Below are 18,917 nucleotides of genomic sequence, written 5' to 3'. Positions count from 1 at the left end.
AAAATATACATAATTGTTGATTGATCGGCAAAGCGGCATCTTCGTCACAGCTTAATTGTCCAGTTTGGAGAGCCCCGATGAATACCCATATCCTTCGTTCTGCTTCCGCCCCGGTCATTCCCGCCTTGGCCCCGGTTTATGCTGCCCTGTCGCCCTTGGCCGATCCGCTGGTACGCGTGGTCGCCGGTCTGTTCCTGGTCCCCCACGGGGCGCAAAAGTTGTTCGGCTGGTTCGGCGGTTACGGCCTGTCGGCCACCGACCAGTTCTTCCAGACCAAGCTGGGTCTGCCGGCGGGTGTCGCTTTGGCCGCCGGTCTGATCGAGTTCTTCGGCGGTCTGGCCCTGGCCCTGGGCCTGTTCACCCGCCCGGCGGCGGCCCTGGCCACCGGCTTGTTGCTGGTCGCCGCCTTGCAGGTGCATCTGGGGGCGGGGTTCTTCTGGAGTGCCGGCGGTTTTGAATATCCGCTGCTGTGGGCGGTGGTCACCTTGGGCTACGCGGTCAAGGGCGGCGGGCGTTATTCCGTCGACGCCATCATCGGCAAGGAAATCTGATCATGGCCGGGCTGAAGTCGCTGTTCGTCTCTCATGGCTCGCCCATGATCGCCCTGGAAGCGTCTCCGGCCAGTCATTTTCTCATGGAACTGGGGCGCACCATGGTGCGCCCCAAGGCGGTGGTGGCGATTTCGGGCCATTGGCGCACCGATGGTTTTGCCGTCGGCGCCGCCGCCATGCCGGAAACCATCCACGACTTTTTCGGCTTTCCGCCGCCGCTTTACGCCATGACCTATGCCGCCCCCGGTGATGCCGCCTTGGCGGTACGGGTGGCGGAGCTGACCGGCGCCCGTCTTGATCCGCGCCGAGGGCTGGATCATGGCCTGTGGACGGTGATGAAATTGCTGTGGCCCGAGGCGGATGTGCCGGTGGTGCCGCTGTCGCTGGGGCGCCGCCTTGGCCCCGAAGCACATTTCCAACTGGGCCGCTGTTTGCAGCCCCTGACCGACCAAGGCGTGCTGATCCTGGGCAGCGGTGCCGCGACCCATAATCTCGCCGCCTATGCCGGACGCGAGCGCGACGAAACGGCCTTGCCCTGGGTCACCGCCTTCACCGACTGGCTGGCCGCGGCGGTGACACAGGGGCGCCAGGACGATCTGACGCAATATCGCTGTCTGGCCCCCCATGCCATGGACAATCACCCCACCGACGAACATCTGTTGCCGCTGTTCGTCGCCGCCGGCGCCGCCTCCGCTAAGGGGGCGGTTCTGCACCGGTCGGTGGAGCACGGGGTGATCGCCATGGATGCCTATGGCTGGGAGTAGTTAGTCTTTATCGACAATGGCTTCCAGGCCGTTGTTCGTAGCCGCCTTCAACAGGCGCCCATCCTTTTTCGCCCGTTCGACGAAGCCGTCGACGGTGTCGCGCCAAAGGCGATCGCCCTTGGCCATTGCATAGGCATAGGCGGTGGGAGCCAGCGGCGTCGGCGGCGCCAGCAATTTGGCCCAATCGTGGCGAGCCAGCATCTTGCGACTGTAAGGGTAGTCGGTCATGAACAGATCGGCGCGTCCGCTCATCACTTCCTGTTCGCGGGCTTCCGGGGTGGCGACCACGTTCAGGCTGGCTTGCTTCAACTCGGCCTTCATCACGTCAACCATGTAGGTACCGGCCTGGGCGGCGACGACGATTCCGGGCTTGTCGATGTCGGCCCAGGTGGCGACCGCCGGATTGGTCTTGGTGGTGATGGCATAGATACCGCTGCGCAGATGCGGACGGCTGAAATCCAGCTTTTCCTGCCGCGCCGGAGTGATGCCGATACCATGCATGCTGACGTCGCATTTATCCTCGGTCAGGTCGGCGATCAGGGTCTTGAACGACGAATCGACGAATTCCACCTTCACGCCCAGATCGGCGGCCAGTTCCCGCGCCAATTCGATGTCGATGCCTTCCAGGGCGCCGGTGCGGGTGTTGCGGTAGGTGATGGAGTAATAGTCGGGCCAGATGCACACGCGAACCTTGCCGGCGGACTTGATCCGATCCAGGCGCGAAGCGGTTTGCGCCTGAGCTTGAGAGAGGATCGTGCCACAAAAAAGTGTGGTACAAACCAGGGCTGTCAAAAGGCATGCTTTACGCATGGCGTTGCTCCGTCAATAATCCAGCGGCAAGATATATCACTTTTGGGGGATAAGATTGAGTCCGCTGATAGCATCCGAGACCGGAGGCTTGCTCCGCCGCCCCATGGGCGCGGTGACGCGGCTTTATTCCAACCGTCTGATCGTCATGGTCGCGGTGTTCGGTGTGTTGGCGGTCTTGGGCCTGACCGCCGTGCTGCTGGTCTCCATGCGCAATTCCCGCCTGATGGCGTTGCAGGCGGCGGAACATTCGTCCCATACCATCGCCCAGGCGGTGACCGGTTCGGTGGCGCGTACGGTGCAGTCGGTGGATGTGCTGCTGCTGGCCACCGCCACCCAGTTCGAGGAAAACTCCTGGCCGGCCAATCCCGCTGATGCCGACGGGCAATTGCGCCGTCTGCTGGCGTTCATGCCCCATATCCGTCAACTGGCCCTGATCGCCGCCGATGGTCGTATCCTCGGCGACAGCGGCGACCGGCGGCTGACCGCCCAATGGGATGCCCGACCTTATTTCGCCCAGGCCGACAGCGGGTTGCGCGGGACTTTGATCGGCACCCGCCAACCGGGGCGCATGCTGGGGCCGGCGGGGGCACCCCATATTCACCATTTCATCCCGTTTTTCCGGGTACTGAAATCCCGAAGCGGTCAAGGCGACGCCCTGTTGGTGGCGGCGGTCAACCCGCTTCACTTCAACGACATGTTCACCAGCCTGGATCTGCCGCCCAGTGCCCGGCTGCGCATGTGGCGTTATGACGGTACCTTGCTGGCCGGCGACGAGGATGACGGCGGTTTCGCCGCCGCCGACCATGCCGGTGATACATTGTTCGCCGAGCAGCTGAAAAAGTCCGAGTTCGGCACCTTCCTGCTGACCGATACCGACGGCACCGAGCGCATCACCAGCTATCGCACCACCGCCAATTGGCCGGTGGTGATTTCCGTCGGTCTGTCGCGCGATGACGTTCTGTCCCTGTGGCGGGACGCGTCATTGCCGTTGCTGTGGCCGGTGGGCGGCCTGGGCCTGGGGCTGCTGGTCCTGACCGCCATCCTGACCCGGTCGTTGATCCTGCGCGCCCGCACCGAAGCCACCTTGGTCCTAAGCGAGCAGGTGTTGCAGACAGTCAGCAACGGCGTCGCCATCGCCGACGCCACCCAACCTGATTTCCCGCTGGTTTACGTCAACCCCGCCTTTGAGAGCATGACCGGCTACAAGGCCGCCGACGTGGTGGGGACCAATGCTCGTTTTCTGCACCGCGACGACTACGATCAGCCCGATCTGGCGCGCCTGCGCACAGCTCTGGAAACCGGCGGTTCAGTGCATGTTGTGTTGCGCAATTACCGTGCCGACGGCAGCCTGTTCTGGAACGACATGACGGTTTCGGCGGTTCACGCCATCACCGGGGGGTTGACCCATTTCGTCGCCATCCAGCGCGACATCACCGAACAGGAACAAAATCGCGTTTCGCTGCGTCAGGCTTATGACCGTATCGAACGCTACAGCGCCGAGCTGGAACGGTTTTCCTTCATCCTGGCTCATCATCTGCAAGAGCCGGCGCGCCATATCGTCTTGTATTCGCAGATGATTTCCCGTGCCTTGGACGAAAATGCCGACCTGGAACTGCGCGGCAACCTGGATTTTCTGACCAGGGCCGGCAGCCGGCTGAAGGATCTGCTGCGCGACGTTCAGCTTTATCTGGCCATGGACCGCTTGGCCATGGTCGGCGGTAACGCCGAGGCTGAAATGGTGTTGGACAAGGAATGGGTCAATCGGTCGGTCGGGATCGACGGGGCTGAAATGTCGTCGTCGGCGTTGCCGCGGGTTCAGGTGCCACCCCGGCGCCTGGCCGACCTTTTTGCCGTCCTCATCGACAATTCCATTTTGTTCCGCCACCCCGACCGGCCCTTGCGGGTCACGGTCGAGGCCAGGCGGCAGGACGACGGCTTCTGGCGCTTCGACTTCAGCGATAACGGCATGGGCATCCCGCCGGAATTTCTGGAAAAAGTATTCGGCGTGTTCGAACGTCTGCATGGGCGCGAACAGTTTCGCGGTAATGGCGTCGGGCTGGCAATCGCGCGCAAATTGGTGGAAACTTTGGGCGGACGCATCAGCGCCCATTCCGATGGTGTCAGCGGAACTACTCTGACCTTCACCTTACCCGAAGCGACGGAGTAACTGTTCGTGCCTCATTCACAGACTTTCGACATCCTGCTTGTCGAAGACGATCCGGGCGATGCCGGCCTGACCAAGGCGGCCCTGGCGCAAGCAAGGATATTGTGCAAGCTGCATCACGTGAACGACGGGGTCGAGGCCATGGCCTTTCTGCGTCGGCAGGGGATACACGCCGACGCGCCCACTCCGCATCTGGTGCTGCTGGATCTGAACATGCCGCGCATGAGCGGACGCGAGGTGCTGGCGGCCATGCGCGGGGACGAGGCTTTGCACAAGATCCCGGTGGTGGTCCTGACCACCTCTGATGTCGAGGCGGATATCGAGACCTCGTACGAATTGGGGGCCAACAGCTTCATCACCAAGCCGGTGGATATCGACCAGTTCATCGATTCCATCAAGGCGGTCGGCGATTACTGGTTCAGCATTGTCCGCTTGCCGCAATGACGAGGGGGTTGTTCCCCTGGCTACAGGCTGTTTGACTTTCATTTACCCCTGACCATAAGTATATTCAATCTCATAATCTAAAGTATGAGCCATGAGGTGTTGGGGTCGCATGGACTGGGGGCGCTGCGCGAATGCCTGAAGGGGAAAAGAACGTTTCCGGATTGGTGAAGATCGCACCGCTTCCCCATTGGGGTAAGGCGGTGGAAATTCCCGCGGCGGACCAGGGGGACCAGGCGGGCGGCGGCGCCAAGGTCAAGACCAAGGTCTTGCGCGTGCTGCTGGTCGAGGACCAGCCCGGTGACGCCATGCTGGTGATGATCGCCTTGCGTGAATGCCGGTCCACCCGCTTTGCCGTCTCGCATGTGGCGACCCTGGCCGATGCCCGCGACCATCTGGGGCGCGAGGTCATGGATGTGGTGTTGTTGGACCTGTCCTTGCCGGATTCCAGCGGGTTGGACACGGTGACCAAGGTGTTGCAGGTGGCGCCGCGCATGCCGGTGGTGGTGATGACCGGGCTTGACGATCCGTCGCTGGCGTCGCGGGCGCTGGAGGTGGGGGCACAGGATTATCTGGTCAAGAGCGATGATCCGGGCCGGGCGGTGGAGCGTGCCATTTTGTACGCCATCACCCGCATGAATTCGCAGATCGAACGCGAACACTTGTCCGAGCAACTGGCCCACGAGCAGCAAAGAGTGCAAGAGGAAATGGTGGTGGCGCGGACCATGCAGTTCGACCTGCTGCCGCGCCCCGACCGTTTGAATCCGGTCTTGGAAAAGCAAGGAATTCGCCTGCATTCCTATTTCGAGCCGTGCTCGGGCATCGGCGGCGATCTGTGGGGGTGTCACGATCTGGGGGACGGCCGTCTTTCCCTGACCGCCTTCGACTTTTCCGGTCATGGCATCGGTGCCGCCCTCAACGTGTTCCGTCTGCATACCCTGATCGACGAACATCGCAGCTATCTGGGCGATCCGGCGGCCTTGCTGAACATGCTGGCGCTGTCGTTGCGCCAATTGCTGGGGCGCGGGCAATTCGCCACCATGTTCGCCGGAATCATCGATTTCGCCAATTCCGAGTTGACCTGGGCCGGGGCGGGGACGCCGCCGCCCATTCTGTTTCGCGGTGGCCGCCGCGAGTTTCTCGATACGCGCGGCGTGCCGCTGGGGTTGTCGGCCAAGCCGGCGCATGAAAATCACCGGACCGCCTTTCCGCGTGGGTCCTGTCTGCTGATCTACAGCGATGCCCTGGTTGAAGCCCAGGGGGCGGACGACAAGATGTTGGGAAATGATGGCCTGCTGGACATGGTTCAGGATTGTTCCGGCGATGGCCGGGGGCTGTCGGTCGATCGCTTGCTCGACCAGTTCTACGCATGGGCCCGGCCACCCATCGAGGACGATTTGACCGTCATTTATTTGGATTGGCCATAAGGGCTGGGGGATTTAAGGTGGATATACAGACCTTTGCTCAGACGGATGGATTGCGCTTCAGCCTGAAGGGCAGCTTGTCGTTTCGCGACAAGGATGCCTTCTCCCCCATCCTGAATGCGGCCAATGGCCCGACCGGCCAGATTGTCGCTGTCGATCTGTCCGAATTGGAGAACGTGGATTCATTCGGGATCGGCCTGTTCCTGCTGGCCAACGAACAGGCGGCGGCGGCGGGGGTTCGCCTGCATCTGCTCAATCCGCGCGGCAATGTCGCCCGTGTATTCGAGTTGGCCAATCTGGAGGCTGTGCTGCACCTGAGCAAGCCGATCGCCCATCAGCCGGTGCCGGCGCGGCGCGGCGGCATCGGTTTCCGCCGTTTGCCCGATGCCGCCGACGGCTCGCCTTGTGCCGGCTTTTCCGGGCGGTTGGTGTTTGCCGAACACGGCAATTTCCAGGAAATTATCGAAACCCTGTTGGGGGCCGGTGGTCCTCGCATGGTGTTGGACCTGCATGAACTGGAATTCATGGATTCCGCCGGTCTGTCCATGATCATGATCGCGCGAGAGGAAGCCGAGAGCCGCAACATGGAGTTGGTCTTGCGCAATCCGCGCGGTCCGGTGGCCCAATTGCTCAGTCTGTCGGCGCTTGATTTCATGGTCGAAGTGTAGGACTCGCGCCATGACGTCGCGCCCGGTGATCCTGTTCGAAGGTGGCGAGGTTCCGGCCAGTCTGGCCTATCGCGCCGGCAAGTTGGGGGTGGATGCCTGTCCCCACGTGGAGTTTCTGGATATTCCGGCGCCATGCGTGTTGATGGCCCCCATTTCGCTGATCGAGAATGGTTTTACCGGTGGCTTGCGTGGCTTCATCGAATATCGCGCCGATGACGCGGTTTGTCCGCTGACGGCGGAAGCGGTCGAAGCTGTGGCCCAGGGCGGCCTGTGCCTGTCGGCCTGCACCACCAGCATGTTGTCGTCCGATCCGGCCCAGGTGTTTTGCGCGGCGGTGCGCAAGATCGCGCCGGCCATCGGCGATATGATGGTCGAACTGGCCCTGGCCGAGGCACTGGGGAATTCCATCATCCATGGCAATCTGGGCTTGCAAAGCGATCTGCGTCACAGTCTGGCCGGTCTGGTCGAGTTCAATACCCGCCTGGCCCAGCGCTTGGCCGATCCCACCTTGGCTTCCCGGCGGGTGACGGTCACCGCTGTTCCTTTGGCAGGAGCGGGCATCAGCATTTCCGTCACCGATGACGGCGATGGTTTCGATATCGATCATGAATTGAAAAAACCGGTGGATGTGGCCGCTAAAAGTGGGCGCGGTTTGGGGCTGATCCGCAAAGTCAGCAGCCAGATCGAAGGCAGTAATGGCGGACGCACCCTGACCATGCGGTTCTTACGCACAGGGTGAACCGGCTTTATTCACAGCATATTTAATTTGTCCAAATATCCTGTTGCCATACCGATGTTAAGCTAGGGTAATGTCAACCATTGGCATGGGGGGATGGACAATATGGATGTCAGGCAAATTCAGATTTCCGCGTTGCAGGCGCAGCACCTGGACGGTCTTCGGGCCTTGCAGCCGGATTTGGTATTGATCTTCGCCGCCCTTGGCCATCTGCAATCCCCCGACGCCTTCGATGTTCTGCGCCAGGCTTTTCCCGCCGCGCTTCTGGCCGGCTGTTCCACCGCCGGTGAAATCACCAATCAGGGCATGTCCGACAACACGGCGGTGGTCACCGCCGTCAAGTTCGACCGCACCCGGGTCAAGGCTGCCACCGGGCGGGTTACCGCCATGGACCAGTCGGACGCCATCGGCGCCAAGCTGGGGGCGGAATTGGCGGCTCCCGATCTGCGGGCGGTGCTGGTTTTCGGCAAGGGCGTGGGCATCAACGGCAGCGCCCTGATCAGCGGCCTGATCGATAAGGTGGGGGTCAGTGTACCGGTTTCCGGCGGCTTGGCCGGCGACGGCGGCGCCTTCACCGGTACCCTGACCGTGACCCCCGATGGCATGGATGCCGACGGCGTGGTCGCCATTGGTCTTTATGGCGACGATGTGCGGGTCAGTCACGGCAGCTTCGGCGGTTGGCAGCCGTTCGGTCCGCCGCGCAAGGTGACCAAGAGCGAAGGCAACATCCTGTACCGTCTGGACGATCAGCCGGCCCTCGATCTGTACAAGGAATATCTGGGCGAATACGCTAAGGATCTGCCGGCCTCGGGTCTGCTTTTCCCGTTCGAGATGCTCGATGCCGACCATCGCTCCATTGGTCTGATCCGCACTATCTTGGGGGTGGACGAGCAAGCCGGGTCGCTGATCCTGGCCGGCGACATCGACGGCGAGGGCTATCTGCGCCTGATGCATGCCAACAATGAAGGCCTGATCGACGGTGCCGAAACCGCCGCTCGTCTGGCCCGCGATGGGCTTGGCGGCGCCAATGGCGGCTTGGGTATTTTGGTCAGTTGCGTCGGGCGCAAGCTGGTCATGGGCGATGCCGTCGACGAAGAGGTCGAGGTGGTGTCCCATGTCCTGGGGCGTCAGTTGCCGCTGACCGGTTTTTATTCCTATGGCGAGATCGCGCCGTTTTCCTCGACCACCGAGTGCAAGCTGCACAATCAGACGATGACCGTGACCTTCATCGCGGAGGCCTGAGGTGCATCGTCTGCTGGTTCGTCAGATCAGGCGTGCCGTCGGTGCCGCCGATGATTCCGAAGCCCAGGCCTTCATCGATGCCTTGGCGGCAGCGGATGTCTCTGCTCTGCCCGAGCCGTTGGCACGTCTGGCCCAGGGTTTGCCCGACCTGCTGCGGCGGGTGGGGGAAACCTATGACCAGCACGAACGCGACCTGACCCTGCGCAACCGCTCGTTGGAACTCAGTTCCAGCGAGCTGACCAAGGCCAATGCCAAGCTGCGCGAGGAATCCGCGGCCCAGGCCCGCGCCATCACCTCGTTGCGCACCACCGCCAACGAGATTTTGGATGCCGCCGGTCGACCGCCCTTGCCCGAGGATGAAACCGGTCTTGAAGGCCTGAGCACCTTGATGGCCGATCTGATGCGCGAACGGGCCGAGTTCCAGCACAATCTGGAACGGCAGAAATTCGCTCTTGATCAGCACGCCATCGTCAGCATCACCGACCAGACCGGCACCATTATCTACGCCAACGAGAAGTTCTGTCAGATCAGCGGCTACGATGCCTCGGAACTGCTGGGCGCCAACCATCGCATCGTCAATTCCGGTCTGCACCCGCGTGAGATGTTCACCGATATGTGGCGGACCATCGGCAATGGTCAGGTGTGGCGCGGCGAGGTCTGCAACAGCAAGAAGGACGGCTCGCTTTATTGGGTCGATGCCACCATCGTCCCCATTTTGGACGCCAACAACCGCCCGCGCCAGTATATCGGCATCCGCACCGACATCACCGCGCGCAAGACCATGGAAGCGGCGCTCAGGGAAAGCGAAAAGCGGCTTCAGATCGCTCTTGATGCCGGTCGCATCGGCCTGTGGTCGTGGAATACCCGCACGGACGAGGCCTTTTTCAGCGACCAGTGGATGGCCATGTTGGGCTATGCCGCCAATGAACTGGCGGCCTGCGGCTCGACCTGGAAAGCGTTGATGCATCCCGACGATTGCGATGCCACCTATGCCGCGCTGGAACAGCACCTCGAAGGGGCTACTCCGGTCTACGAGGCCGAGTTCCGCCTGCGTCACAAGGACGGGTCGTGGCGTTGGGTGTTGGCCTCGGGCCGGGTGATCGACCGTGATGCCGAGGGCCGGGCCATTCGCATCGCCGGTGTGCACAAGGAAATCACCGACCGCAAGCAGGTCGAGGACATGCTGAAGGAAGCGGTGGAGCGGGCCGAGGCTGCCAACCGGGCCAAGTCCGAGTTCCTGGCGACCATGAGCCACGAAATCCGCACGCCCATGAACGGCATCATCGGCATGACCGGTCTGTTGCTGGACACCCAGCTGACGCGCGAACAGATGCATTTCGCCAATACGGTGCGCACCTCGGCGGAAGCCTTGCTCAGCATCATCAACGACATCCTCGATTTCTCCAAGATGGAGGCCGGGCGGCTGGAATTCGAGTATGGGCCGTTTGAAATCCGCCCGCTGATCGAGGGTGTGGTCGATATCCTGGCCCCGCGCGTCAAGGGCCGCAATGTCGAGCTGACCTATGTGGTTCCGCCCAGTGCGCGCGGCGTGTTCTATGGCGATGCCGGACGCTTGCGTCAGGTGCTGCTGAACTTGGCCGGCAACGCCATCAAGTTTACCGAGATCGGGTCGGTCCATATCGGCATCCGGGCCGAGACCGAATTCGACGACATGGTCCGCCTGCGCATCGAGGTGGTCGATACCGGCATCGGCATTTCCGACAATGCCAAGTCGCGCCTGTTCACCATGTTCACCCAGGCCGATTCCTCCACCGCGCGGCGTTTCGGCGGTACCGGTCTGGGCTTGGCCATTTCCAGGCGCATCGTCGACATGATGGGCGGCGAAATCGGTTTCGACAGCACCGAGGGGCAGGGATCGACCTTCTGGTTCCAGGTGTCGTTGCGTCGCAGCGACGAGCAGACTTCGGACATCGAGGTCATCAATCCGCTGGAAGGGGCGCGGATTCTGGTGGTCGACGATAACGCCACCAACCGCGAGGTGTTCCAGCACCAACTGGAGAACTGGGGCGCCCAGGTCGATCTGGTGGACGGCGCCGCTGGTGGCCTGATGGCCATCCGTCAGGCGCAACACAGTGCCCATCCCTATCAGTTGGTGTTGCTGGATCACCACATGCCGGGCATGAGCGGCCTTGATCTGGCCGCCGTGGTCCGTGCCGACCCAACCACCGCCGACCTCAAGCTGGTGCTGGCGTCGTCGGCCAATCCGTCGGATTTCCGGCAGCTCAATGCCAGCCTGCGTCTGGATGACGTCCTCTCCAAGCCGGTCCGGCAAAGCGCGCTGCTGGATTGCCTGATGTCGCGGCTGGGGCGTGGTCAGGCCTTGCCGCAACAGACCACCTTGTCGGCCCTGTCCGATCTGCCGGCGCCGGCTTTGGCCTTGCGCATCCTGGTGGTCGAGGACAATCCCATCAATCAGCAGGTGGCTGTCGGCCTGTTGGCCAAGCTGGGGCATCGTGCCGATGTGGCCGATGACGGCGCCGAGGCGGTGGCCCTGGTCGAGCGCGGTGATTATGACCTGATCCTGATGGACATGCAGATGCCGCGCATGGATGGCCTGACCGCCACCGGTATCATTCGCCGTCTGCCGGCGGGCAAGGGCGAGGTCACCATCATCGCCATGACCGCCAACGCCATGGAAGGCGACCGCGACGCCTGTCTGGCCGCCGGCATGAACGATTATTTGGCCAAGCCCATCGATCGGCACCGCTTGGCCGCCGTGCTGCAGCGCTGGATCGACCATATCATCGACACCCGGGGCGAACGCACCGCCTGCGTTCCGTTTCCCAACGATTTCGACTTTGTGCTCAATGCCTCGCCGCCGCCGCCGGCGCCTGCCAGCGAAAGTGCTTTTGTCGATCTCGACATCCAGACCGATCTGATGGATGCCCTGGGGCCGGACTCGTTTCAGTCGCTGTTGTCGTCGTTCAGGGGCAGCATTCCGGTGCGGCTGGGCGAGATACGCGCCGCCATCGACGCCAACGACATCAACGCCATCGCCTCGGCCGCCCATTCCTTGAAAGGGGCGGCGTCCAACCTGGGATTTCTCAGTCTGGCCGATGCCGCCGGCGGGTTGGAAAAAGCCGGCAAGTCCGGTGGGGGCGATTTCGAGGAACTTGAACAAAAGCTGGTCGTTGCCGGCAAGGCGGCCATCGACCATTTGAGCCGGGCCAATCCCAAGACCTGAGAGGCGATAGATGCGGATTCAGATTGTCGACGATAACGAAACCAATCTGATGCTGTTCGAGCAGATTGCCTTGCGCGTGGCCGATGACGTCACGGTGGAATGCTTCGCCGATCCGGTCAAGGCCCTGGAAAACGCCCGCCAATCGCTGCCCGATCTGGTGTTGGTGGATTACATGATGCCGGTGATGGACGGCCATGAATTCCTCTCCCATATCCGCAAGTTGCCGGGCGGGCGCGACGTTCCCATCCTGATGATCACCGCCGCCGGCGAACGTTCGGTGCGTCAACGGGCGCTGGAACTGGGCGCCACCGACTTTCTCACCAAGCCGGTCGATCCCACCGAGGTGCGGGTGCGTCTGGTCAACCTGCTGGCGCTCAGGCGCAGCCATCTGCGCCTGCACGACCGCAATCGCTGGCTGGCGGAAGAGGTGCGCAAGGCCACCCAGGCCATCGGCGACCGCGAGGTGGAATTGGTGGTGCGCTTGTCCAAGGCGGCCGAGTTCCGCGATCCCGAGACCGGCGGCCATATTCAACGCATGGCCCATTATTCCGCCCTGATCGCCCGCGACATGGGGCTGGCCCCCGATCTGGTCGACCTGATCCTGCGGGCGGCGCCCATGCACGACGTGGGCAAGCTGGGTATCCCCGACGGCATCTTGCTGAAGCCCGGGCGGCTGGATGAAAGCGAATTCGACATCATGAAGCGCCATGCCGAGATCGGCCATGCCATCCTGGCCGGCAGTGCGTCGCAATTGATCTCCCTGGGGGCGGAAATCGCCCTGACCCACCATGAAAAAATCGACGGCAGCGGTTATCCCAACCGCCTTAAGGGGGAACAGATCCCGTTGCCCGGGCGCATCGTCGCCGTCGCCGACGTCTTCGACGCCCTGACCAGCGAGCGGCCCTATAAAACGGCTTGGACGGTGGAGCGTGCCCGCGCTTTCCTGGTGGAGGGACGCGGCAGCCATTTCGATCCCGCTTGCGTTGACGCCTTCATCGCCGCCTGGGATGAGGTCATGACCATCAAGGGTCGTTTCGTCGATGATTTCCCCACCATCGAGGAAAACGTCGATCAGGTTCTGGCGTGAGAGGATCGCTGTTCATGCGGCGCGCCAATTTCAACGCGGTTTTCATCATCGCGGCCGTCACCTTGGCCTCTTTGGTCTATGGCGGTTCGATCTGGTTCGTGCGCGCCTTGCTGATGGACAGTATCATTCAGTCGACCCAGTCGGCCAATCTGGCTCTGACCCGGGTGTTCGCCAACCAGCTCTGGCCGGAAATCGGTCCGCAAGTGAGAAACGGTGGCGCCGGGCCGGGATGGGTGGACGACAAGGTGCGGGACTTCAGCGCCGGCACCGACATGGTCAAGGTCAAGATTCTCGATCCCAACGGTCTGGTGGTTTATTCCAGCAATCCCGCCGATTACGGCAAAAGCTATGCGGACAACAAGGCGTTCCAGCGGGCCTTGGCCGGGGGGGTGAGCGTCGGCACCCATGCGGAACGGCAGGATTTCCACGGCATCGGCGGGATCATGGCCCAGGTGGACGTGATCTCCAGTTATGAGCCGATCATCGATGCCGAGGGCGGTATCGACGCGGTGCTCGAGCTTTATACCGACCGCAGCGCCGCCATTGCCCAGGCCCGCCATGGCCTTAGCCAATTATCCGTGTCCATGGCCTGTTTTTTCTTTTTCGCCATTGTGTGTCTCAGCTTCATCGTTTGGCAACTGGACCTGGCGCGGCGGCGGCAAGAAGAGCAACTGGCCGAACGCAACGTTGAGCTGGCCCATCTGCTGGAAGAAAACGCCCAGGCGCGGGAGGCGGCGGAACAGGCGACCAAAGCCAAATCGGAGTTTCTGGCGACCATGAGCCACGAAATCCGCACGCCCATGAACGGCATCGTCGGCATGACCGAATTGCTGATCGATACCGGCCTGACGCCCGAACGGCTGAAATTCGCCCAGACCATCCGCACCTCGGCCGAATCGCTGTTGACCATCTTGAACGACATTCTGGACTTCTCGAAGCTGGAAGCCGGCCATCTGCATTTCGAGAGCGTCGAGTTCGACCTGTCGCTTCAGGTCGAGGATGCCATTGACATCGTGGCGCCGCGCTTGCGTGGTCGCAATGTCGATCTGGTCTATTGGATCGAACCCTCCTTGCGGGGGCGGTATTTGGGCGATCCGGTGCGTCTGCGCCAGGTGATTCTCAATCTGTTGGGCAATGCCGCCAAGTTCACGGAATTTGGTGTGGTCTCCATTGATGTCGCATCCGGGCAGGGCGGGCGCTTGCGTTTCGCCGTCACCGATACCGGCATCGGTATCCCTCAGGCCGCGCAAGCCAGTCTGTTCGGCATGTTCGCCCAGGCCGATTCCTCCACCGCCCGACGCTTCGGCGGCACCGGCCTGGGGCTGGCCATTTGTCGTCGCATCGTCGAGGGCATGGGGGGCGACATCGGCTTTTTCTCGGAGGAGGGCAAGGGCAGCACCTTCTGGTTCGAGGTGATGTTGCCGCTGATCCAGCCGGTCCCGGCGCAGGATGTGGGCTTGCGCGGCATCCCGGTGCTGGTGGTCGACGACATGGTCGCGTCGGGCGGCATTGTCCGCGACGTGCTGACCGAGGCCGGAGCCACGTGCCATCTGGTTGCCACGGTGTCCGAGGCCTTGGGGTGGTTGCGCCAGCCCGGACGGGCGCAGGCGAATCTGGTGGTGGTGGCCGACCAGGATATGCCGCTGATGGGCGGGTTTGAATTGCTGACCATGATGCGCGGTGACCCGCATCTGGCGGCGCTCAAGGTGGTGATCGGACTTCCTGGCGGCAACCGCGAGCTGATGGCCGCGGCGAGCCAGCGCGGCGCCGATCTGGCGCTGGCGGCGCCTTATCGTCATGCCGAATTGGTGGATGCGGTGGCGCGGGTCGCCGGCCTGACCGCCAGTGCCGAGGTCGGCGAACATGCGGCGGCGGCGGTGGCACCTTCTGGCGGTCGACCGCTGCATCTGCTGGTGGTCGAGGATAATCTGGTCAACCAGGAAGTGGCCAAGGGCTTCCTGACGGCCATGGGACACAGTGTCGACGTGGCCGGCGATGCCGGCGACGGCGTCGCCATGGTGTTGCGCGGTGGCTATGATCTGGTGTTCATGGACCTGCAATTGCCGGATATGGACGGCATGGAAGCAACCCGGCTGATCCGCGATCTGCCGGGGCCCAACGCCCAGATTCCCATCATCGCCATGACCGCCAACGTCATGGAGGAAGATCAGCGCAATTGCCGCGAGGCGGGGATGAACGGTTTCCTGCCCAAGCCGGTCCGCCGTGACGCCCTGGCGGCGCTGCTGGCGGAATGGCAGGCCAAGCTAAGCTAAAGCTAGCGCGACAGAACCTTCAGCACCTGTTCCAACAGATTGTCCACCTGTTGGCGGTTGGCGGGGGCGGATTCCGCCGGTGCCGTCAATGGCGGCGGAATAACCGGGGCCACCGGCGGTTGCGGCTTGACCGGCGCAGCTTCCGCCACGACGGCTTGTTGCGGTTCCGGCGCCATGACGACGGTTTCGGGCTCGGGCGGCGCTTCCGCGGGCGTCCCGATCGCCGCCGGGTCAGTGGTTTGGGCTTCTTCCACCATCTGCTCGGCCTGTTCGCTGATCGCCGCCATGTTCAGGCCGCTTTCCATGCGCTCCAGCCGCTGGTTGACCATGTCCAGGAACGAGGTCAGCGCCCCCAGATTGGCCCCCGATTCCACCTTGTTTTCCATGGAGGAAATGCGGCTGGAAATGGCGTTGAGCACTTCGGTGATGGGGGCGGGGTCGAATGGCTCGGGGACTTGATCCTTGGGTGTGGTTTCGATGCGCCGTTCAATGCGCGAAACCCGTCGGGCGATGGTGTCCAGGGATTCGCGCAAGGGCGCGATGTCGATCTGGTTGGCTTCATCGATCTTGCGCTCGACGCTGGCCACCCGTTCGGCGATGGTTTCCAGGTTGGCGTTGACCGGGGCCATATCGACGGTTTCGGTGACGATGCGGCTGGGCAGGTCGTCGATCTTTTCCTCGACCTGCTCGACCTTGTGCGCCATCTGCTCCAGCAGGCTGGTCAGCGGGCCGGTATCGATGCCGTCATGCTGGCCGACCATTTCCTCGATGTGGCCGAGACGTTCGGAAATGATCGCCAATTGACTGCCGTGGGCGGCGGGCAGGGCGGTGTGGGGGGCGCCCAGCTGGTTTTCCAGCAGGTCCAGGCGCTCGCTGATGACATGGAAGCCGTGGGCGGTATCGTGGGCGGTGGTCTGGATGGCGTTGCGCAGGCCGGCCAGATGCTGGCTGACGGTTTTCAGCGCGCTGGCAAAGGCTTCGATGGCGGCAAGCGACTGAAGATCGCGCCGCTCCATGCGGCCCAGGGTCTCCAGCACCGCTTCGGCGGCATAGGTGCGGCTGCCGGCGTTCAGCGCCTCGAAGGTGAAGGACAGCGTTTCCAGCCGCTCCAACAGCGGCATCAGGGCGTTTTGCTCCACCGCTGCCGTCCGGGCGGGGGGCGAACCGGGTTTCACCGTCAGGCTTTGGCCCTGAGGATTGTCCCCGCCTTGACTTCCCGGTTGAGCCGGATTGCCGGATATCACACGAAACGCCATTGCTTCCCACCCGATGCCGAATCAATCAACACTATGCCTTCATTGTCATTGTGCTACAAGGCCGCGCCCCAGGGAATCAGTCATGGACCCCAGTGCTAAAGGAATAGAGCGGCCAAAGCTGCTTTGGCTAATATAGGCCGTTTCTCGCCTGGCGTGATTATGTTAGAGGTATGCATCAACCTTCTGGGCATTGACATGGCGGATACGGTTCAAGGGCAGGATACCGATCGCGTTCGCGTCACCTCGAGTGGGCGCTTTGCCGTCATTACCGCCATGGTTTTGACCTTTGTGTTGCTGCTGACCCCGGTTTTGCCTCGGGTGACGTTGTTTCACCGGCTCAACGATTATCTCGCCGCGCATCAAAGCATCGAAATATTCGCGATGATTGTCGCCGGTCTGGTGTTCGCCATCGGCTGGAACTCCCATCGGCAGGCGCGTCCGGGCAATGTCAGTATTTTGTCGGCGGCCTTTCTTGGCGTCGCCCTGATCGATCTGGGGCATAGCCTGTCCTATAAGGGTATGCCCGATTTCATCACCCCCAGCGGGCCGGAAAAGGCCATCGCCTTTTGGTTATCCATGCGGGCTTGCGGCGCCTTCGGTCTGTTGGTTGCGGCCTTGTTGCCGTGGCGGCGCTTCGCCACTCCTCTTGGTCATTGGCTGGCCATGGCAGTGGTTCTGGCCTGGGTGGCGGTGACCTATTGGGGCGCCCTGGCCCATCTGGAAATCTTGCCGCGCACCTTCATTTCCGGCCAGGGCCTGACCCCTTTCAAGGTGGCGGCCGAAGCCTTCCTGGTGCTGGTTTATCTGCTGGCCGCCTTCTTGTTCTGGCATGCCGCCAATCTTCCCAATGCCCGCTGGCTGGCCTCGGCCAGTTGGGTGATGGGGTTGGCCGGGGCCTATTTCTGCCTCTATGACGACCCTTTCGACATCTACAATCAGGTCGGCCACCTTTACATCGTCATCGCCTATGCGCTGCTGTACCAGGGACTGTTCATCAGCACCATCCGCGATCCTTATGTGCGGTTGCAGCAGGCGCAAGACGAACTGGAAAACCGCGTGGTCGAGCGGACACGCGAATTACACGACGCCCTGATCAGCCTGGAGCGTCAGCAACACGATCTGGAGCAGGCCAAGCTCGGCGCCGACCGTGCCAATCAGGCCAAGTCCGAATTCCTCTCATCCATGAGCCACGAGCTGCGCACGCCGCTTAACGCCGTCATCGGCTTTACCCAATTGCTGCGCACGGAACGTCCCGGCCCCTTGAACGAGAAGCAGGCCGGGCAGTTGGATCACATCCTGCGTGGCGGTCAGCATTTGCTGGAACTGATCAACGAGGTTCTGGATCTGGCCCGCATCGAAACCGGCAAGCTGTCGCTGTCGGTGGAAGTCATCGACCCGGTGGCGGTGATGGATGAGTGCCTGGCCTTTGGCCGCGCCTATGCCCGCGAACGCGGGGTCGAAATCGGCGAGTGGCAGGGCGGGCCGGTTTTGCCCATCAGTGTCGATTACACCCGCTTCAAACAGATTCTGCTGAATCTGATTTCCAACGCCATCAAATACAATCGCGCCGATGGTCGCGTCACCCTGACCGCCCAGCCCTGGGGGACCGGGATGATGCGGTTTTCCATCGCCGATACCGGGCCGGGTATCGCCAGGGACAAGCAGGCCCACCTGTTCGAGCCGTTCAATCGACTGGGGGCGGAAAGCCGGGACGTCGAAGGAACCGGTATCGGTCTGACCATCACCAAGCGGCTGGTCCAGGCCATGAATGGACTTATCGGATTCCATAGCCAGGAAGGTCAGGGGTCGGTGTTCTGGATCGACTTCCCCATTGCCCGCGACGGTGCGGTGGCCGCGCCTGCACACCCGGTGACGGGCAAGGTCGAGTTGTCATCGCCGCCGGGGGCTGGTTGCCGCATTCTGTATGTCGAGGACAATCCCGCCAATGTGCAGTTGATGGAAGCGGTGCTGGGAGAGATTCCTGGCTTCGTCCTTGAGACCGCCACCACCGTCGAGGCCGGGCTGGAAAAATTGCACCACAACCGCCCCGACATCATCGTCCTTGATATCAACCTGCCGGGTATGAGCGGCCTGCAGGCGGTGCGGCAATGGCGGACCATGCCGGAATTCAACGGCTTGCCGATCATTGCATTGTCAGCCAATGTAATGCCCAACGCGGTAGAGGCGGCGTTGTCCGCCGGCTTCGATCGCTATTTGACCAAGCCGCTGGATCTGGATCAATTCCTGCGCACGGTCCGCGAACTGACCCATTCAGGGGGGCAGTGCACTTAGGGGG

At 62.4% G+C, this 18,917-nt stretch carries 14 protein-coding genes; 12 read left to right on the top strand and 2 right to left on the bottom strand.

The features are described 5' to 3' along the window. Positions 1-77 precede the first annotated feature (77 nt). Together MGMSRV2_RS06110 and MGMSRV2_RS06105 are read left to right on the top strand one after the other, a co-directional pair. Positions 78-551 (top strand): DoxX family protein, encoded by a 474-nt coding sequence (locus tag MGMSRV2_RS06110; protein ID WP_024079484.1) that lies wholly within the window; start codon positions 78-80, stop codon positions 549-551. A gap of 2 nt (positions 552-553) precedes the next feature. Further along, complete coding sequence (locus MGMSRV2_RS06105) at positions 554-1,315, top strand: DODA-type extradiol aromatic ring-opening family dioxygenase (protein ID WP_024079483.1); 762 nt, start codon at positions 554-556, stop codon at positions 1,313-1,315. Here the strand turns inward: MGMSRV2_RS06105 and MGMSRV2_RS06100 are convergent, their stop codons facing one another. After that, the gene (locus MGMSRV2_RS06100) at positions 1,316-1,999 is read right to left on the bottom strand and encodes an ABC transporter substrate-binding protein (protein ID WP_242410722.1); all 684 of its coding nucleotides are present in this window, start codon (positions 1,997-1,999) and stop codon (positions 1,316-1,318) included. Positions 2,000-2,213: 214 nt separating this feature from the next. On the opposite strand from MGMSRV2_RS06100, the gene MGMSRV2_RS06095 reads away from it, so the two are divergent. The 9 genes from MGMSRV2_RS06095 to MGMSRV2_RS06055 all read left to right on the top strand — a co-directional run bounded on the left by MGMSRV2_RS06095 (position 2,214) and on the right by MGMSRV2_RS06055 (position 15,365). Continuing rightward, positions 2,214-4,292, top strand: coding sequence for a sensor histidine kinase (locus MGMSRV2_RS06095; RefSeq protein WP_144084273.1), 2,079 nt, complete (start codon positions 2,214-2,216; stop codon positions 4,290-4,292). Positions 4,293-4,298: 6 nt separating this feature from the next. Beyond that, positions 4,299-4,733 carry a response regulator gene (locus MGMSRV2_RS06090; RefSeq protein ID WP_024079480.1) on the top strand — a complete coding sequence of 145 codons (435 nt, stop codon included), beginning with the start codon at positions 4,299-4,301 and terminating at the stop codon, positions 4,731-4,733. A 131-nt stretch (positions 4,734-4,864) separates the two neighbouring features. Next, entirely contained in the window at positions 4,865-6,157 is a 1,293-nt protein-coding gene (locus MGMSRV2_RS06085) for a PP2C family protein-serine/threonine phosphatase (protein ID WP_024079479.1), read from the top strand. Positions 6,158-6,174: 17 nt separating this feature from the next. Then, positions 6,175-6,822: an STAS domain-containing protein gene (locus MGMSRV2_RS06080; RefSeq protein ID WP_024079478.1), complete on the top strand. Its 648-nt coding sequence runs from the start codon at positions 6,175-6,177 to the stop codon at positions 6,820-6,822. A gap of 10 nt (positions 6,823-6,832) precedes the next feature. Then, the gene (locus tag MGMSRV2_RS06075; RefSeq protein ID WP_024079477.1) at positions 6,833-7,561 is read left to right on the top strand and encodes an ATP-binding protein; all 729 of its coding nucleotides are present in this window, start codon (positions 6,833-6,835) and stop codon (positions 7,559-7,561) included. A gap of 102 nt (positions 7,562-7,663) precedes the next feature. Next, positions 7,664-8,800: an FIST signal transduction protein gene (locus MGMSRV2_RS06070; protein WP_024079476.1), complete on the top strand. Its 1,137-nt coding sequence runs from the start codon at positions 7,664-7,666 to the stop codon at positions 8,798-8,800. Position 8,801: 1 nt separating this feature from the next. Further along, the gene (locus MGMSRV2_RS06065) at positions 8,802-12,005 is read left to right on the top strand and encodes a response regulator (protein ID WP_024079475.1); all 3,204 of its coding nucleotides are present in this window, start codon (positions 8,802-8,804) and stop codon (positions 12,003-12,005) included. 10 nt (positions 12,006-12,015) lie between these two features. After that, entirely contained in the window at positions 12,016-13,092 is a 1,077-nt protein-coding gene (locus MGMSRV2_RS06060) for an HD domain-containing phosphohydrolase (RefSeq protein WP_024079474.1), read from the top strand. A gap of 14 nt (positions 13,093-13,106) precedes the next feature. Then, on the top strand, positions 13,107-15,365 hold the full coding sequence (locus MGMSRV2_RS06055) for a response regulator (protein WP_052588879.1): 2,259 nt from the start codon (positions 13,107-13,109) through the stop codon (positions 15,363-15,365). 2 nt (positions 15,366-15,367) lie between these two features. Here the strand turns inward: MGMSRV2_RS06055 and MGMSRV2_RS06050 are convergent, their stop codons facing one another. Beyond that, entirely contained in the window at positions 15,368-16,621 is a 1,254-nt protein-coding gene (locus tag MGMSRV2_RS06050; protein WP_024079472.1) for a hypothetical protein, read from the bottom strand. Positions 16,622-16,816: 195 nt separating this feature from the next. Here MGMSRV2_RS06050 and MGMSRV2_RS06045 point away from each other — a divergent pair, with 195 nt between their 5' ends. After that, on the top strand, positions 16,817-18,913 hold the full coding sequence (locus MGMSRV2_RS06045; RefSeq protein WP_158497739.1) for an MASE3 domain-containing protein: 2,097 nt from the start codon (positions 16,817-16,819) through the stop codon (positions 18,911-18,913). Positions 18,914-18,917 lie beyond the last annotated feature (4 nt).

The organism is Magnetospirillum gryphiswaldense MSR-1 v2, from assembly GCF_000513295.1.
GTDB classification, from domain to species: Bacteria; Pseudomonadota; Alphaproteobacteria; order Rhodospirillales; family Magnetospirillaceae; genus Magnetospirillum; species Magnetospirillum gryphiswaldense.
This window is presented reverse-complemented; position numbering and strand designations above follow the sequence as displayed.

What these genes read in the sequence shown, in the direction of transcription:
- MGMSRV2_RS06075 (WP_024079477.1), top strand. Translation starts at nt 6,833, where the DNA reads ATGACGTCGCGCCCGGTGATCCTGTTCGAAGGTGGCGAGGTTCCGGCC.
- MGMSRV2_RS06110 (WP_024079484.1), top strand. Translation starts at nt 78, where the DNA reads ATGAATACCCATATCCTTCGTTCTGCTTCCGCCCCGGTCATTCCCGCC.
- MGMSRV2_RS06045 (WP_158497739.1), top strand. Translation starts at nt 16,817, where the DNA reads ATGGCGGATACGGTTCAAGGGCAGGATACCGATCGCGTTCGCGTCACC.
- MGMSRV2_RS06060 (WP_024079474.1), top strand. Translation starts at nt 12,016, where the DNA reads ATGCGGATTCAGATTGTCGACGATAACGAAACCAATCTGATGCTGTTC.
- MGMSRV2_RS06050 (WP_024079472.1), bottom strand. Translation starts at nt 16,621, where the DNA reads ATGGCGTTTCGTGTGATATCCGGCAATCCGGCTCAACCGGGAAGTCAA.
- MGMSRV2_RS06055 (WP_052588879.1), top strand. Translation starts at nt 13,107, where the DNA reads ATGCGGCGCGCCAATTTCAACGCGGTTTTCATCATCGCGGCCGTCACC.
- MGMSRV2_RS06070 (WP_024079476.1), top strand. Translation starts at nt 7,664, where the DNA reads ATGGATGTCAGGCAAATTCAGATTTCCGCGTTGCAGGCGCAGCACCTG.
- MGMSRV2_RS06085 (WP_024079479.1), top strand. Translation starts at nt 4,865, where the DNA reads ATGCCTGAAGGGGAAAAGAACGTTTCCGGATTGGTGAAGATCGCACCG.
- MGMSRV2_RS06105 (WP_024079483.1), top strand. Translation starts at nt 554, where the DNA reads ATGGCCGGGCTGAAGTCGCTGTTCGTCTCTCATGGCTCGCCCATGATC.